15 protein-coding genes and 1 tRNA gene are annotated in these 15455 nt (G+C 48.3%); 5 read left to right on the top strand and 11 right to left on the bottom strand.

What is annotated here, in order from left to right; genetic code table 11:
* Window positions 1-19 precede the first annotated feature (19 nt).
* Window positions 20-1321, top strand: coding sequence for an IS3 family transposase (locus tag C7E00_RS01150; protein WP_105302536.1), 1302 nt, complete (start codon window positions 20-22; stop codon window positions 1319-1321).
* A 281-nt stretch (window positions 1322-1602) separates the two neighbouring features.
* Here C7E00_RS01150 and C7E00_RS01145 read toward each other — a convergent pair.
* The 6 genes from C7E00_RS01145 to C7E00_RS01120 all read right to left on the bottom strand — a co-directional run bounded on the left by C7E00_RS01145 (window position 1603) and on the right by C7E00_RS01120 (window position 8915).
* Window positions 1603-1678: transfer RNA gene (locus tag C7E00_RS01145), tRNA-Asn, on the bottom strand.
* Window positions 1679-1771: 93 nt separating this feature from the next.
* Window positions 1772-2353 (bottom strand): transcription termination/antitermination protein NusG, encoded by a 582-nt coding sequence (gene nusG / locus C7E00_RS01140; protein ID WP_154504377.1) that lies wholly within the window; start codon window positions 2351-2353, stop codon window positions 1772-1774.
* Window positions 2354-2355: 2 nt separating this feature from the next.
* Window positions 2356-2541: a preprotein translocase subunit SecE gene (secE, locus tag C7E00_RS01135; protein WP_105302535.1), complete on the bottom strand. Its 186-nt coding sequence runs from the start codon at window positions 2539-2541 to the stop codon at window positions 2356-2358.
* Between the two features lie 15 nt (window positions 2542-2556).
* Window positions 2557-2709 carry a 50S ribosomal protein L33 gene (gene rpmG / locus C7E00_RS01130; RefSeq protein WP_105302534.1) on the bottom strand — a complete coding sequence of 51 codons (153 nt, stop codon included), beginning with the start codon at window positions 2707-2709 and terminating at the stop codon, window positions 2557-2559.
* A 116-nt stretch (window positions 2710-2825) separates the two neighbouring features.
* Window positions 2826-6824, bottom strand: a complete 3999-nt coding sequence (locus C7E00_RS01125; RefSeq protein ID WP_105302533.1) for a prolipoprotein diacylglyceryl transferase — start codon at window positions 6822-6824, stop codon at window positions 2826-2828.
* Between the two features lie 27 nt (window positions 6825-6851).
* Entirely contained in the window at window positions 6852-8915 is a 2064-nt protein-coding gene (locus tag C7E00_RS01120) for an efflux RND transporter permease subunit (protein WP_105302532.1), read from the bottom strand.
* A gap of 247 nt (window positions 8916-9162) precedes the next feature.
* Here C7E00_RS01120 and C7E00_RS01115 point away from each other — a divergent pair, with 247 nt between their 5' ends.
* Window positions 9163-9735 (top strand): TetR/AcrR family transcriptional regulator, encoded by a 573-nt coding sequence (locus C7E00_RS01115; RefSeq protein WP_204378532.1) that lies wholly within the window; start codon window positions 9163-9165, stop codon window positions 9733-9735.
* Here the strand turns inward: C7E00_RS01115 and C7E00_RS01110 are convergent.
* Both C7E00_RS01110 and C7E00_RS01105 read right to left on the bottom strand, forming a co-directional pair.
* Window positions 9726-10349, bottom strand: coding sequence for a histidine phosphatase family protein (locus C7E00_RS01110; RefSeq protein ID WP_105302530.1), 624 nt, complete (start codon window positions 10347-10349; stop codon window positions 9726-9728). The two genes, C7E00_RS01115 and C7E00_RS01110, sit on opposite strands and share 10 nt — an antisense overlap.
* Window positions 10340-10999: an HAD family hydrolase gene (locus tag C7E00_RS01105; RefSeq protein ID WP_167836415.1), complete on the bottom strand. Its 660-nt coding sequence runs from the start codon at window positions 10997-10999 to the stop codon at window positions 10340-10342. Before C7E00_RS01105 ends, C7E00_RS01110 begins: the two co-directional genes overlap by 10 nt.
* A 223-nt stretch (window positions 11000-11222) precedes the next feature.
* On the opposite strand from C7E00_RS01105, the gene sdaAB reads away from it, so the two are divergent.
* The 3 genes from sdaAB to C7E00_RS01090 all read left to right on the top strand — a co-directional run bounded on the left by sdaAB (window position 11223) and on the right by C7E00_RS01090 (window position 13793).
* Window positions 11223-11894 (top strand): L-serine ammonia-lyase, iron-sulfur-dependent subunit beta, encoded by a 672-nt coding sequence (gene sdaAB / locus C7E00_RS01100; RefSeq protein ID WP_105302528.1) that lies wholly within the window; start codon window positions 11223-11225, stop codon window positions 11892-11894.
* A 1-nt stretch (window position 11895) separates the two neighbouring features.
* A complete protein-coding gene (sdaAA, locus tag C7E00_RS01095; RefSeq protein ID WP_105302527.1) occupies window positions 11896-12762 on the top strand; it encodes an L-serine ammonia-lyase, iron-sulfur-dependent, subunit alpha in 867 nt (288 codons plus the stop codon).
* A 572-nt stretch (window positions 12763-13334) separates the two neighbouring features.
* Entirely contained in the window at window positions 13335-13793 is a 459-nt protein-coding gene (locus C7E00_RS01090) for a CHAP domain-containing protein (protein WP_135358123.1), read from the top strand.
* Here C7E00_RS01090 and C7E00_RS01085 read toward each other — a convergent pair whose 3' ends face one another.
* From C7E00_RS01085 to C7E00_RS01075, 3 genes are all read right to left on the bottom strand, one after another.
* Window positions 13794-14066, bottom strand: coding sequence for a helix-turn-helix domain-containing protein (locus tag C7E00_RS01085; RefSeq protein WP_167836414.1), 273 nt, complete (start codon window positions 14064-14066; stop codon window positions 13794-13796).
* 498 nt (window positions 14067-14564) lie between these two features.
* On the bottom strand, window positions 14565-14765 hold the full coding sequence (locus C7E00_RS01080; RefSeq protein WP_105302524.1) for a hypothetical protein: 201 nt from the start codon (window positions 14763-14765) through the stop codon (window positions 14565-14567).
* A gap of 26 nt (window positions 14766-14791) precedes the next feature.
* Window positions 14792-15400 (bottom strand): MATE family efflux transporter, encoded by a 609-nt coding sequence (locus C7E00_RS01075; protein ID WP_105302523.1) that lies wholly within the window; start codon window positions 15398-15400, stop codon window positions 14792-14794.
* Between the last annotated feature and the right edge of the window lie 55 nt (window positions 15401-15455).

The following is a 15455-nucleotide window of genomic DNA, read 5'->3' as shown; positions in this document are numbered from 1 at the left end:
GAACCATCAGAAGTTCAGAATGGTGTATTACACTCTTCAGAAGCAGGAGACTCAGCCAGCAGGACATGTTCATCAGTTCTCGGCATCAGATCTGTTCCGGATCTTCGGCTGCAGTTCCAGCGGCTATTACAGCTGGAAGAAACGATTTGAGAATCCTGTGGAAACGAAAACGCAGAAAGAAGACCGGGAGATCAAGGAGAAGATGATCTCAATCATCCATAAGCACTGCGGAATTCCCGGAGCGCGGACCTTCCGTACTTACCTGTGGCGTGATTACGATCTCAGGGTGAGCAGAAAACGGATCACCAGACTGATGAAAGAAATGCGCATTACCGCATATGTCCCTCATAAAGATGCCTATAAGGGACAGGCAACTCATTTCCATCCATGTGATGCCAAGCAGAACTATGTCGATCGTGACTTCGGTGACAGCCCGCGGAAAGTGATCCTGACAGACATTACCTATCTCTACTATGGAAGTAATCGCGAGCTCTGCTATCTGTGTGCGTTCAAGGATGGATTCACGAGGGAAATCCTGGGATCAGCAGTAAGCAGGCATATGGATGTCTCTCTGGTTACAGAAGCCTATCACCGTATGATGGACCAGCATCGCAGCGAACTGAATCATCCGGACGCTCTGATTCATTCCGATCAGGGGAGTCAGTACCTGTCCGTTACCTTTCAGAAGCTGCTCGAAGACGACGGCTTCGTGCATTCCATGTCCAGGCGCGGGAACAGCAAGGACAACGTACCGATGGAATCCTTCTTCGGAAGAATGAAGTGCCAGCTTCTGAAGCTGATCGAGATGTGTCCGGACTATCAGACAGTCAGAGATCTGATTGCAGGCTATATGCACCACTACAATGAGAAAGCTTATCAGTATGATCTTGCCGGTCTTACTCCTGCGGAGTTCTATCAGTACAAGACTACAGGAGTCTATCCATTAGATAACTACTACGGTATCGCAGGAGATCGGATGAGGCCGGTTGAAAGCCTGGTAGAGGATCATCTGAACTATCTGAAGAAGAAGCGGGAAGAAAACGTTCAGAAGAAGAAGGAAGCAGAAAAGAAGCTCCTTCCGATGCACATCATTGCGACAGATCAGAAGAAGCTGAAGAAAGAAATTCAGAAACTGAATACGCTCATTGAAGACTCCAATGAGGAAATCAGAGAACTGGAAGCACTTCTGGAGCGAGTGAGAGCAGCAGGAAAAGCTTACGAAACAGCAGATGAAGAACTGAAGAAGAAGCTTGAGAATCCGCAGGAATGGAAGAACACACCGCCATTTGACTACGTCACAGAAATGGACGCTCTTTACTGATACAGGCACAGAAAGAATAGAGCAGCTTACTTCCCCTGGCCAGAAGATGTTTTCGTCATGCGCAGAATGAATCATCCGAGCACTGATGATCCGGAAACATCTCTCTGAAACCTGCTGAATACAGAAAGAAGACAGCTATGATTCAGCTGTCTTCCGTCTTGATCAATGCATGTGACCCTCAGAAACCCGAACTGTCAGAAAACTGTCCTTGACAACGGGGCCACTTTAACCAGCAGTCCCTTTCTTATTCAGCCAGGCAAGTTTGGCTTATTTCATAAAAATGGCGCCTCAAACAGGGCTCGAACCTGTGACACTGCGGTTAACAGCCGCATGCTCTGCCGACTGAGCTATTGAGGCGTGCTCCAATAATATACCATTCACTCCCCTTTGTTTCAAGTCCTTTTTGAAAGTCGAAAAAAGCCGTTTCCAATGCAGGAAAACGGCTTCAGATTACTCTTTTACTTTCTCGAGATCGTTGTATGCGATATCCGTCGGCGTCTCACGGCCAAACAGCATTGTCATGACACTTGCAGTCTGCGTCTGATCATTCATCGCACTGACCTTGCCCTCCATGCCGGAGAACGGTCCGGTCAGAATCTTGACCATATCGCCAACCTCAAAGTCGACGGTGACCTTCTTATCGCTCTGGCCCATTCTTCTCAGAATGGATTCCATCTCTACCGGAGAAACCGGGAACGGCTTAGCACCGCCGCCGGAAGAACCGATGAATCCGGTGACTCCTGGTGTATTACGGACAACATACCATGCTTCATCGGTCATCTTCATTTCCACAAAGACATATCCCGGGAACATGTTCTTCATCTTCTCTATGGTCTTGCCATTCTTGATCTCAATTTCAGGCTCTTCCGCAACGACAATCCGGAACAGGCTGTCCTGGATGCCCATGGACTCCACACGCTTTTCCAGATTTTCTTTGACACGGTTCTCATGTCCGGCATACGTATTGACTACATACCAGCGCTTTTCGTGCTCGTCATCAATTACCGGATTGATCTTCTTCTCTTCTGTCATGATTACGCTCCGATTCCGATCGTCTGAATCAGTCCGCTTACCAGAAGATCACAAAGAACAAAGAATACAGCGAAGAAAGCCGTAAAAATCACAACTTCTCCGGTATTAGACATCGTATCTTTTGTCTTCGGCCAGCGAACCCGCTTCGCTTCCTTTTTAATACCGCTCCAGCTGAACGTTTTATCCATACTATATGAAGCCTCCTACCTGGTTTCCTTATGGAGCGTCTTCTTACCGCACTTCGGGCAGTATTTCATAAGCTCCAGTCTTTTGGTGCTGTTTTTCTTCCGGGAAGTCGTGTAGTTCCTGGACAGGCATACGCTGCATGCCAGAATAACCTTGTCGTCCTTTGCCATAACGAAAAACTCCTCAAATGCTTAACTAATGTAGCACACGCCAATCGCTACCGTCAACACTCGTTTTTCTGCTTTCTGATACGCAAAAGGCGGATTTCTCCGCCCTTCTGCTGTGATCAGTTCTCACTGTCAGAAGCTGACTTGATCGCATCCGTCTTGAAGATGAACTTCACGGTATTCGTTCCGTTATCATCATTGCCTGCAAAGCTGCTGTACTCTGCACCAGCATCGCAGACTTCCTTCAGACGATCAACCACATCAGTCAGATTATCCCCGAAGAGATCTGCCAGCTGATCAATTCCTTCTTCCTTGAACTTCGTCATGCCATCCAGCAGTTCCTGAGCACCATCATCAAGCTGGAGAGCCCCAGTCTGCAGTGTATTCACGCCGCTGTTCAGTTCAGAAGCACCATCACTGAGCTGACGAGCACCATCGATCAGTTTCTTGTAATCCGCATTCGAGCGAATCGTATCAATTGCCTGCTTTGCGCCAGCCTGTCCGGCAGCTTCAGCAACTGTCTTCGTGTATTCTGTCAGAATTGCTTTAATCTGTTCTTCTGTCAGAGAGAAGTCACCTGTATCAGAACTGGACGAAGCAAGGACTGCAGCCATCTGAGCAGGTGTCACATTGCTCATATCTGCACTCTGGGTAACTGCACTGTTATCAGCTGCTGTATTATCAGATCCGGAATCTCCTGTCTTATCTGCTGTTGCAGCAGTCAGAGCCTGCTGTGCAATTGCAAGCTTGCCTTCTGCATCTTCTTTTGCCTTTATTGCATCATCACGTTCCTGATTTGCCTGTGCAACTGCATCTGCAGCAGACTGCTCTGCTTTCGCTTTCGCATCATTTGCTGCCTGGAGATCATTCTTTAATGAAGCAATCTCATCATCTTTTGCAGCAAGCTGTGCTTTGAGATCTGCAATTGTCTTTTCTGCTTCAGATGCAGCAGAATTCTCTACAGATTCTGTCGTTTCATCTGAGCTGGATTCAGTATTCACTGATGCCTGAGTGTCTGTAGCTGCCGTATCCGCTGCCGGTGCAGCTTCTACAGTCGCAGCAGTATCTGCTGCTTTATCTTCAGCAGTCTGATCTGGTGCTTCAGTCTCATCAGCTGCTGTATCAGCAGGCTCCATCTTTTCCTCTGTCACAGTCTCGATCTGAGCTACAGCATTGTTTTCTCTTGTTTCAGTAGAATTTGTTGTTACTGCTTCTGCGGAGATCGAAGTATAAGAATTGCTGGTACCTGCTTTGCAGTATTCTATAAACGCATCAAGCTTTGCTTTGTTTACATTTCCCTGTTCATCTGTAATACCTGCAGCCGCAAGCTTTTTGACGAGTGCAGACATATTGGAAAGCTGCGTGATCTTATCAGAATTCAAAGTTCCGTCATCATTAAGAAGTCCTGCAGTCGCAAGTTGCTTCTGAATGCCAAGCAAACTCTTGACCTTATCTTCATTAACAGCCAAGTTTCCTTTATCGTCTTTCGAAATGAGACCAGCAGACTGAGCAAGAGAGATAAGTGCAGTATCCGTTTCCAGGCCAGTCAAATTCGCGGCATATTCTTTGTTATCTGAAGAAGTTACCAAGCCAGCCTGAACAGCAAGCGGGACCAGACCGAGCATCTGCGTTCCTTCAGGTGTCGGTGTTCCATCTCCGTTTAAAAGTTTATACTGTTCAGAGCTCAAGATTGCAATCGTCTTTGCATCAGTAGCAAACGATGCGACTCCAGTTTTATTGTCTACGGTAATCATTCCGTTGGTGAGAAGAGCGGCAATGCTAGATAAGTTAGCAGCAGAAAGCGTAGTAGTATCTAAGCCCTTCTCGTTTAATAAACGACGACTAATCAGAGTACCGATCAGAGATTCATAGTTCTGAATCTTCTCGTTTACAATCTGGTTGTTTTTACCAATGATTCCAGCCTGTTTTAGCTGAGCAACCAAGGCGTCAAGCTTTTTCTGGTTCACGCTTCCATCATCATTCATGCAGCTGATAGATGCGAGCTGGCTCTGAAGGGATGTAAGCAGAGTAACTGCTTCCGCATTCACCATTCCATCATCCTTGACCAGTCCGAGTTCTTTAAGTTCTGCAGGAAGAGAAGTGAGCTGAGCCAGCTTTGTCTGATCCAGGTTGCCTTCTGAATCGATTACGCCAAGCTGAGTCAGCGTTGTGATCGTCTGAGTGAGATTCGTCTTAGCGGTATCCGTCAGTTTGCCATCCTGGTCAATGATTTTCTGAGCAATCAATGAAGTATATGTATCACTGAGTTTGTCATCTTTGTCATCTTTGTCATCTTTGTCATCTTTGACAATCCCAGTCTGTTTCAGCTGATCCACCAGAGAAGTAAGCTGCATTGCAGCGCCAAGTTCCTTTGGATCGATTCCCCCTTCCGGCTTTCTGGTATTAGGATTCACTTTCACAATACCTAGCTTGGCAAGAGTGGTGACCAGATCTTGGTTCATCGAAACGCTGCCCGTGGAAGAATCCACTGTCAGCACATTTGCCTCAATCAGCTGGTCAATTAGCTGATCTCCATTTTTCTTGACCTCTGCATACTTTGCAGCATCCAGGTTTCCATTCGCATCCAGCACGCCGAGACTGTTCAGCATTGCCTTTGTCTCAGGTGTCAGAGAACCTGTCGTATTAATAGTGCCGGTTTTTTCCAGAGTTCCGATCAGTGTCTGAAGCTTCTGGGCATCGATTATACCGCTCTCATTCATGACTCCTGCAGTCTTCAGAAGACCTGTCACTACAGCAGTAGGAGTACCATCCGCATTGATTACACCTGCATTCTGCAAAGCAGAAATCATCGCTTCAAGTTCCCTGATCTTCTGACCGTTTATTTCTCCATTCTCCTTCAGAACCCCAAGGGCTGTCAGCTTCTTTGCTACATCAGAATTGAGCTCTCCCTTTTCTGTGAGAATTCCCTGCTGCTGCAGCTGCTTGACCAGAGCCATCGGATTTGCAAGCTGCTTTTCGAGGCTTGCAATCATTGCCTCAGCTTTCTTCTGGGCTGCTGCAGAGGCAGATTCTGCATCTTTTGCGTTAGAAGCCAGAGTATTGTCAAATGTAACCAGTCCATCAGCCAGCTGCTTTGCACCATCATTCAAGTCAGAGGAACCGCTCTTCAGTTTGCCGACACCGCTGACCAGATCACCCGTTCCATCTTTCAGGGTCTGTGTCCCATCAACCAGTTCCTGGGCGGAGCTCTGAAGGGTATTCATATTATCCTTGAGCTCATCCAGGGTTCCGTCATCATCAACCTTCAGATCAGACAGGAAGCTTGAAGAAGCGAGTGTCATGGTCATCTCAAGCGAGAAGTCTGTAACATCTGCTTCAATCTGAACATACTCCGGAATCTCAATATCGCCGATCTTGTCTTTCAGATCTTTGTCATCATCGAGATCCAGGCTTTCCTTGAGACCAGGGAATGCCATGCCGATGACAAATGCATTGTCACCTTCTGAGATGACTTTGCCATTTTCTACCTGGATGTTCGTGAACTTATCATTCGGAAGTTCAAGTCCTGACACCATTGCAAACGGAGTCTTGATCGTTGTCTTCTTGCCATTGATCGTGACATCCTTGGTGCTGTTGTTCTCATAGTCGAAACGGATGGTCACATGTCCGCTCTTGCCAGCAAGATCTTCTGCAGAGATGTCTGCACCGTCCAGCTGATAGCTGATCTTCACCGCTACCGGAAGTTCTGCATCCGTGGTTCCCTGATAGTAGATATCATTGCCTTCTGCGTTCCAGGAAATAGAACCATCATTGTTCGTGCTGTAGGTTTCATCTCCCTTTACGTTCACGATATCTTTCAAGGTTGTGTAGTCTTTGATGATATCCGAAGAACTGCCATTCTTCAGCCAGTCGCTGACGATGACATTCTGCTTTTCGCCAGACGCATCCGTGATGACATAGACCGTTTCATCTTTTCCTTCGGTATTGCTGTCATTATTGATGCTGATCTTTTCTGTATTGCCGGAAGTCGTTTCCGTTTCGTTTCCGCCATTATTCTTTGAATCTGTTTCTTCTGCGAATACCTCGAAATTGCCCATGCTCAGCATCATCGCTGCCGCAATTCCGGTATGAAGAACTTTGCTCAGTTTCTTGTTCATAGATTTCTTCTCCTTCTGCTGGATGGATCAGCCTCTCTGAGGCTTTGATGTTTTGGTGATGAGCTTATCGAATGTAAGCAGCAAGCTCGGCAGGACAAAGATGACACAGCCCATGGAAATGATTGCACCTCTTGCCATCAGGATGCAGAGCGAACGGATGACATCGATATTGGAATACATGCCGACTCCGAAGGTTGCTGCAAAGAAGCTCATTGCAGAGACCAGAATGGACTTTGCACTTGCCTGCACTGCATCTTCAACTGCTTTCTGCTTCTCAACGCCTCTCGTGCGGTCACGGCGATAGCGCGTGGTCATCAGGATTGCATAGTCGACGGTAGATCCTAACTGAATCGTTCCGATGACGATGTTGGCGATGAACGGCACCTCACGGCCGGTGAAGAACGGCACTGCCATGTTGATCGTGATGCCAAGATAAATCGTTGCAATCAGGATGAATGGCAGCGAAGCACTGCGGAATACGAATGCAATGATCAGGAAGATGATGCCGATCGATACGGAAGATACCCAGTTGAAGTCATGGTCCGTAACGGAGATCAGATCCTTGGTAGCAGCTGCTTCTCCGATCAGCATGGAATTGCTGTTGTATTTCTTTGCGATGGCAGTCAGTTCCGTAACCTGATTGTTGACCTCATCAGTGGCGACCGCATATTTGCTGCCAATGAGCATCATCTGCCAGTTCTCGCTCTTGAGACTGCTCTTCAGATCATCCGGAATCATGTCATCCGGAATTGCGGATCCCTTGACGGTATCGAGTCCCAGCACCCACTTCACGCCATCGACATCTTCCATTTCCGAAGACATCTTCTTGATGTCCTTGGCCGATTCATCAGCAGGAACCATCAGGATATGAGTTGCATTCTCGTCAAACAGGGTTTCGAGTTTCTCATTGGCAATGCTGCTGTCCAGAGTCTTCGGAAGCGTTCCGCCAAGGTTGTAGTACACCGGGATATGGACATATCCGTAGACTGCCGGGATCAGAAGAACCAGGGCAATGACCATGTACTTATATGCATGCTTTGTGACATGCTTGCCAATGCCCTTCAGATCCGGGAGCACGGCCTTATGTCTGGTCTTGTTCAGCGCTTTATCAAACACGAGAATCAGCGCAGGAAGAATCGTGACACAGGAAATCACACCGAACAGCACGCCCTTCGACATCACCAGGCCAAGATCCATGCCAAGCCGGAAGCTCATGAAGCAGAGGGCTATGAAGCCGGCGATCGTCGTGATCGAAGATCCGAGAATAGAAGACAGTGTTTCATCAATTGCCTTCACCATCGCATCGTTCCGCTCATTGCCTTTTTCCAGTTCTGCCTCATAGCTGTGCCACAGGAAGATGCTGTAGTCCATCGTCACGCCAAGCTGAAGGACTGCCGCAAGTGCTTTAGTGATATAGGAGATGCTGCCAAGTATCTGGTTTGTGCCGAGGTTGTACACGATGGCCATGCCGATCGATGCCAGGAACAGGAACGGAACCAGGTAGCTGTCCATCGACAGCATCAGCGAGATGCAGCATAAGAGCACTGCCAGCATGACATAGATCGGTGCTTCGCTCTCTGCCAGATCCTGCGTATCCACAAGCACTGCGCTCATGCCGCTGACGAAGCACTGCTCATTCGACAGCTTGCGGATCTCGCGGACTGCTTCAATTGTCTCGTCTGCTGATGTCGTATCATCGAACAGGATGAACATCATCGTCGCATCCCCATTGTTGAATGCTTCATAGATATCATCCGGAAGCATCTCTTTCGGAATGCTGATGTCCATCACATCGGAATACCAGATGACATTCTTGACACCCGGAACTTCCTTGATCTGATCTTCCAGCTTCTGAACATCCTTGTCCGGCATTCCTTCCACGATATACATGGAGAAGGCACCAGTCCCGAATTCTTCCTTCAGGATATCCTGTCCTTTCATGGTCTCTATGGTATCCGGAAGATAAGTCAGGATATCATAGTTGACTTTCGTGTGAATGTAGCCGATTGCCGAAGGAATCAGAAGCAGTACAGATACGATCAGAATCAGGATTTTATTCTTGACGACAAATTTCCCCAGTTTCTTTCCCATATCCTCACTTCTTTCTATCCGCTGACTTTTTCGACCAACAGTCGAAATCATCCGCACTCTGTTATATGTGCTACTCGACTATTGGTCAATAATTTTTTCTATACAGAATCCGCGTTCTGTTTTGCGACCTTCAGTCATTTCCTGGCCAGAAAAATTGACTCTTTCCGGAAAATGGCTATATTTCAATAAAGATATGAGGACGGACGGAAAAGCAGCAAAGAACAAACGAATCAAAAAAGATGCTCTGATGAGCACCGCTTTTGATCTGTTCTCTTCCAACGGGGTCAACCATACGACCATTTCCGATATCACGGAACGGGCCGGTCTGGGGAAAGGAACATTCTATTCCTACTTCAAGGATAAATACGACATCCGCAACCACATCATTGCTCATAAGTCTGCTCAGATCTTCCTGAAAGCAAAGCAGGCAATCGAAGCACAGCCGGAAATCCGTTCTATGGAAGACAAAATCATCGGCATGTCCGACAACATCATCGATCAGCTGACCAGAGACAAGCCGACGCTATCCTTTATATATAAGAACCTGTCATGGGGAGTCTTCAGGAACGTCCTGACCAGCGAAAACGATACCGTTGATTTCGCAACGGTCTTCAATGATGCCATCGAGGAATCCTCCGTCAAATACAAGGATCCCCTCGTCATGATCTATCTGATCATCGAACTCGTCAGCAGCACCTGCTACAGCTCTATCCTCTACAGCGAACCGATGCCGATTGCCGAGCTAAAAACGTATCTCTATCCGAGTATCCGGGCCATCATGCGTGAGCAGGAGGTTAAAGAAAAACCAGATCAGTCGTGAAACTTCTCTGGTTCTGTCGGCAGTTCCAGCATCTTCCAGCTGCCATCTGCCCATTCGAATTTCATGATGCCTCCGTTAGGAACCGGAAACGCTCCGTTTTTGGAACGTTCTTCCCTGAACTTCACCGGATCAATGCCGAACAGCGGCTTCAGCATATGCAGGCAGTAGCTTCCATGGGACACAATCAGCACCCGATCGCCATCCTTGCACTCCGAGAGAATCTCGGAGAACGTTCTGATGATGCGATTCGTGATGGATTCGGTATCATCCCCGCCGATATCCTTCCACGAATCTTTTTTTCTGCGCTCCGTCATCTCCGGCTTCACCTGCTCAATCAGTGCGCCATCCATCAGTCCGAAGTCAAACTCCTTGAGTCCTTTCATCGGCTCTGCCTTCAGCGACCGTTCTTTCAGAATGATCGCTGCCGTATCGACAGCCCGCTCGCTGCTGGAGCAGTAGGCTCTTGTAAACGGAACCGAACGGAGTGCTTCTGCAGCTTTCTCAGCTTCCCGGATGCCCTGCTCGGTGAGCGGGCTGTCACAGCTTCCCTGCAGACGGCGGATTTTGTTGAAGAGAGTCTGGCCATGTCTGACGTAATAGAAGGTTACTCGCATACGCTGCGGATCCCTTCCAGCAGACTGTGGATCACTTTGAAATCCGAGTGGTCTGCTTTCTTTTTCCGATCCAGCAGAATCGGCGTGATGCCGGCATCAGAAGCGCCTTTCATATCATTGATGGAATCGCCGATATGAATTACTTCTTCCGGACTGCATTCGCTCAGTTCCAGAGCCTTCTCGAACAGTTCCTTATGTGGCTTGTATGCTTTCACCATATCTCCGCAGACAATGCCATTGACATGCAGGCCGTTGCGCTTCAGGCAGACGCTGATATATCGGTCGCTGTTATTGGAGATGATGTAGATCGGCTTCGTGCACCGTTCAAAGAACGGAAGTACGTCCGTATAGAGCGGAGCATACATCCAGTAGTTGATATTCAGCTGCTGAAGCTGATTCAGGTCTTCTTTCAGCCCAAGTTCCCGTGATGCTTTTTTCAGAAGATCCATGCAGATATCTTCTTCCGAGCGGAAGGAATCCCCATAGCTGCGTTCTTCTTCAATGCGAAGATTGCGGAACCACCATTCCATCATGGCTCTCGGGTCTTTCACATTGCTGTTCTTGGCACAGCGCATGGTCATTTCTTCAATATCCGGTCCGCCTTCCTGCAGGATCGTTCCCGTATAATCCAGAAATACTGCTTTGATCATAGATTCTTCACCTTTTCCATTCGTTATTATAAATGAAAAAATATGTATATAGCGCAATCTGCACGCATGTAAGCGCATACGTTGAGAGCATTGATCAGTTTTCGGAAACTGATGAAAGCATTCTCCGGATCATGAGCGGATTTCATGTCGGCAGGAAAGATAGTGTGATATTGTGTAACGGGATTGCAGCGCTGCTTCCAGAAGCAGCTAAGGAGACACGAATATGCAGCTGTTTGATATCATCGGGCCGGTTATGGTCGGACCATCCAGTTCTCATACCGCCGGCGCAGCCAGGATCGGCGAAGTTGCCAGATGCCTGATGGGCGAGCCCATTGTCTCGGCAGGGATCTATTTCCATGGGTCTTTTCTGGCAACCGGAAAAGGACATGGCACCGACCGGGCACTGACTGCTGGCTTGATGGGAATGCGGGTAGATGATCCGCGGATCCCGGATGCGTTCAGAATTGCAGATGCCATGGGCCTGAAGCTTACGTTCGGAGCTGCGGATCTCGGCGAATCCGCTCATCCGAATTCCGTGAAGCTCAATCTGACCGGAAAGTCCGGCAAGACCCTGGAGATCATTGCGTCTTCGATCGGCGGCGGCCGGATCATGATCAGCCGCATTGACGGGCTGAAAGCGGTGTTCTCCGGAGATCATCCGACGCTGATTGTCCAGAACGATGATACCCCTGGAAAGATCGCATTGATTTCAGAGATGCTGTATCACAGCAGAATCAATATCGCGACGATGCAGCTGGACCGCGATATCAGGGGAGGCCACGCCGTCACCGTACTGGAACTCGATCAGGAAATCCCAGATCAGGATCTGCACTGGCTGGCAGCACAGGAAGGCATTCTGAAAGTAACCTATCTCAGCCTGAAGGAGGTGAACTGAGATGTATTCATCCCTGGAGAAAATCATCAGAAGAGCAGATGAACAGAATATACCGTTCTGGAAAGCAGTTCAGAAACATGACTGCCGCGAAGAAGGAAGAACGGAAGAAGAATCCTTTCAGAAGATGAAGGAAATGTATCTCGCCATGAAGGAATCAGACTTTGAATATGACCCGGATCTGAAATCATCCAGCGGCCTGGTCGGAGGCGAAGCCTACAAGATCCATGTACGCCGTGCCAATGGTGAGATGATCGTCGGGGAATTCGTTTCCGCAGTGATGGAACGAGCTCTGCGTATTGCCGAATCCAACGCATGCATGAAGCGCATTGTCGCTGCACCGACAGCAGGATCCTGCGGCGTTGTTCCGGCAGTGCTGCTCAGCATTCAGGAACGCAACCGACTCAGCGATGACAAGATGACCGAAGCACTCTTCGTAGCGGGAGGAATCGGCGGGGTCATTGCAAGACGGGCAAGTCTTTCCGGTGCAGAAGGCGGCTGTCAGGCAGAGATCGGCTCCGCCAGTGCGATGGCCGCAGGTGCTCTGACCTATCTGCTGGGCGGATCGGGCAAGCAGATCACCAACGCTGCCGCCATCGCTCTGAAAGGCCTCCTCGGCCTCAGCTGCGATCCGGTTGCAGGGCTTGTCGAAGTGCCATGCGTGAAGCGCAATGTGATCGGCAGCGTCAATGCGGTCACATCAGCCGAAATGGCAATGGCAGGCATCGAATCAAAAATACCGCCTGATCAGGTCATTGACGCGATGCGCTCCATCGGTCATATGATGCCATGCGAACTGAGGGAAACCGCCAAAGGCGGTCTTGCCGCAACTCCGGCAGCACAGGAAATCACGCAGAAGATGTCAATGTAGCAGAAATGAGCAGCCGAGAAATTCCTGGCCTGAAGCCGCGGAACCTCAGCTGCTTTTTTGTCTTTTCAGAACCCGGATCCCCTGATTTCTGATCCATTCTGAGGCATCCGGACCATATGCAGTGCTTTTCTCATCATTTGCAGTGATCAATTTCATGAGAATAATGATTGCAAGTCATCTGTTCATGCGGTTATATCGTATTCTGTCAATCATTTCATTGTACATTCACGCATGGTTTTATATGCATGTTATGAAGAGTACGGTTGTGCATTAATGATCAGATTTTGTGAATTTAAAGCCGTTTTTATACACTTTATGTGAATTGTCACATATTCTGTCAGTTAGGTATTTATAGTGATAAGCATGTATGCATGTCTGCATGCATACTTCTGATTTTGTTTATGACAGACGATTTACATCATTTTTAATCATTGATGCATGCATGTTTGATGTTATTATGAAATCGATTTCAGCATGACTAGTTCAGCTCTTCTCAACCTTGATCGTGCCAATTTTTTCCGGTATATTTCCGTCAAGCACTGCAGAAATGCGTGCCTAAGGAGAACACAATTTTGAAAAATAAACTGATGCGCAAACTGATGAGCGCCCTGCTCTGCCTGCCTCTGTTCGCCATGGCAGCTTCCGTACCTGTATATGCGGAAGAATGGGAAGATACTTCCTGGCAGGAAACAGCTGCGGTGAATCCGTATTATGGCGGATGGGGAAACTGCACCTGGTCCGCATGGCAGCTGGCCAATACTTATGCCGGCGTCGCACTGCCTGATTTCGGAAGTGCTTCGAACTGGTATGACAGTGCTGCTTCAATGGGCTATACGGTTTCTTCGGTACCTCAGGCTGGTTCTATTGTCTGCTGGTCTCATCATGTCGGCTATGTATCTGCTGTCAGCGAAGACGGAAACAGTGTCTATATCATTGAAGGCGGATACATGGGCGGATACCATGAAGGCTGGTTCCCTGCTTATACCAGCAGAAGCACTCAGGCTCTGCTCGGCTACATCTACCTCTGGTAATCAGACGAATTTCAGCATTCCCAGATTTATGAGGAACGCAAAGGAAAGCATCAGCCGCATGTCTTCTTCCCAATCTTCAAAATTCAGATTTGCAGAAGGCTGGATCTTTTCCATACGGTAGAGAACGCTATTGCGCTGGAGAAACAATTTCTGCCCGACTTTGCTCGTATTGCCTGCGTACTTCAGACAAAAGTAGAGCGTCTGCAGCTGTTCCTGCTTGTCATCTTTCTCAGAGTCCATCATCTGCAGAAGACACGGATCCTCGAAGGTCATCAGATCCATCATCGGCATGATAGTATAGTAGCCGTTTTTTCAACTGAAGTCAGGTTCTGCTTCAGAGTACGCCAGCCTAAGGTGATGGCCTGAAGGCTCTGCCAGCAGAGCAGCTTGGAAGCAACCAGATTTTCATAAAGCCGTGTGATGCCGATGGAGAGACTGTTCTTTTCGACCAGTCCTTCCAGGCAGCCAAGGGCATTAAGTTACAGTCAGGAAACAGGGCTTTGATATGAGCTTCAGTTAAGCAGAAAGGCCACACTGATGATTCAGAAAATCATCAGTGTGGTTTTTCAATGGAATCTCAATTTTGACACTCCCACGGCTGAAGCACTTGGGCTTTCTCGCCGGTTACTTGTAAGAGCGTCGGAAATGGACTTTGCAAAAAAAATCGCCACATTTCGCAGCGAGTGTTCATAGATCAGAGGTTAACGTAATCCGCTTACTTCCTGCCATTTTCCCTCCTGGTTCCTCATGCATGCTATGATGATTTTCTTCTTATCGGTTTCTCAGGATTTCAATCGCCTCTGAAACGGAGTCTGTTATATAGTCCGCACTCTTTCTGACTTCTTCCTTTGCCCCGGACATTGAGAAACCGATTCCGCTGAAGCGGATCATCTGCGTCAGGATCTCTTGATCAAAACGGATTTTTCTGAGGCTGAGATGGATAGAATCCTTCCGGTGCATCAGGTTTGCCATTGCCTGCAGCGCACTGATGATCTGAGTCAGGCCGTCGCATACGCTGCCCCGGCAACGCCGAGATGGAAATTGCGGATGAAGACAATATCGAGAACGATATTCAGCAGCGAGCTGATGATCAGATAATAGAGCGGATTCCGGCTGTCTCCCGATGCCTGCAGCGTGCTCACGAACATGTTGTACATGATCAGACCGACGGCTCCGGCAAAGTAAATGCTCAGATACGTCACCGCATCGTTCAGGATATCAGACGGCGTATTCATGAGCTTCATGATCGGCTCTGAGATCAGAACTCCCAGGATCGAAACCAGCACGGTCAGCGCAAGTCCCATGGCCGCGGAAGTATGAACACTTTTCTGAACTTCTTCTTCATCATGTTTTCCGATATTGCGGGCAGTCACAATCCCTGCACCTACCGAAAAACCCTGGAAGAACCCGACCAGGATCGAGATCAGCGCACTCGTAGAGGATACAGCCGCCAATGCTTCTGCGCCGACATAGTTTCCGACAATGAAAGAATCTGCAGTGTTGTAGAACAGCTGAAACAGATTTCCGAGGAAGATCGGAAACGCAAACGTGATGATCTGTCTGCGCAGATCTCCTGATGTCATGTCAGAACTGACCGTTTTTCTCATGAATTGTATGATAGTTGTTCATTTTCTCCGTTTCAATGAGAATCAGGATTCTGCC

The organism is Anaerolactibacter massiliensis (assembly GCF_900290205.1).
Taxonomy (GTDB): Bacteria; Bacillota_I; Bacilli_A; order Erysipelotrichales; family Erysipelotrichaceae; genus Bulleidia; species Bulleidia intestinalis.
The sequence above is the reverse complement of the archived record's forward strand: the minus strand, read 5'-3'. Positions and strand labels throughout refer to the sequence as shown.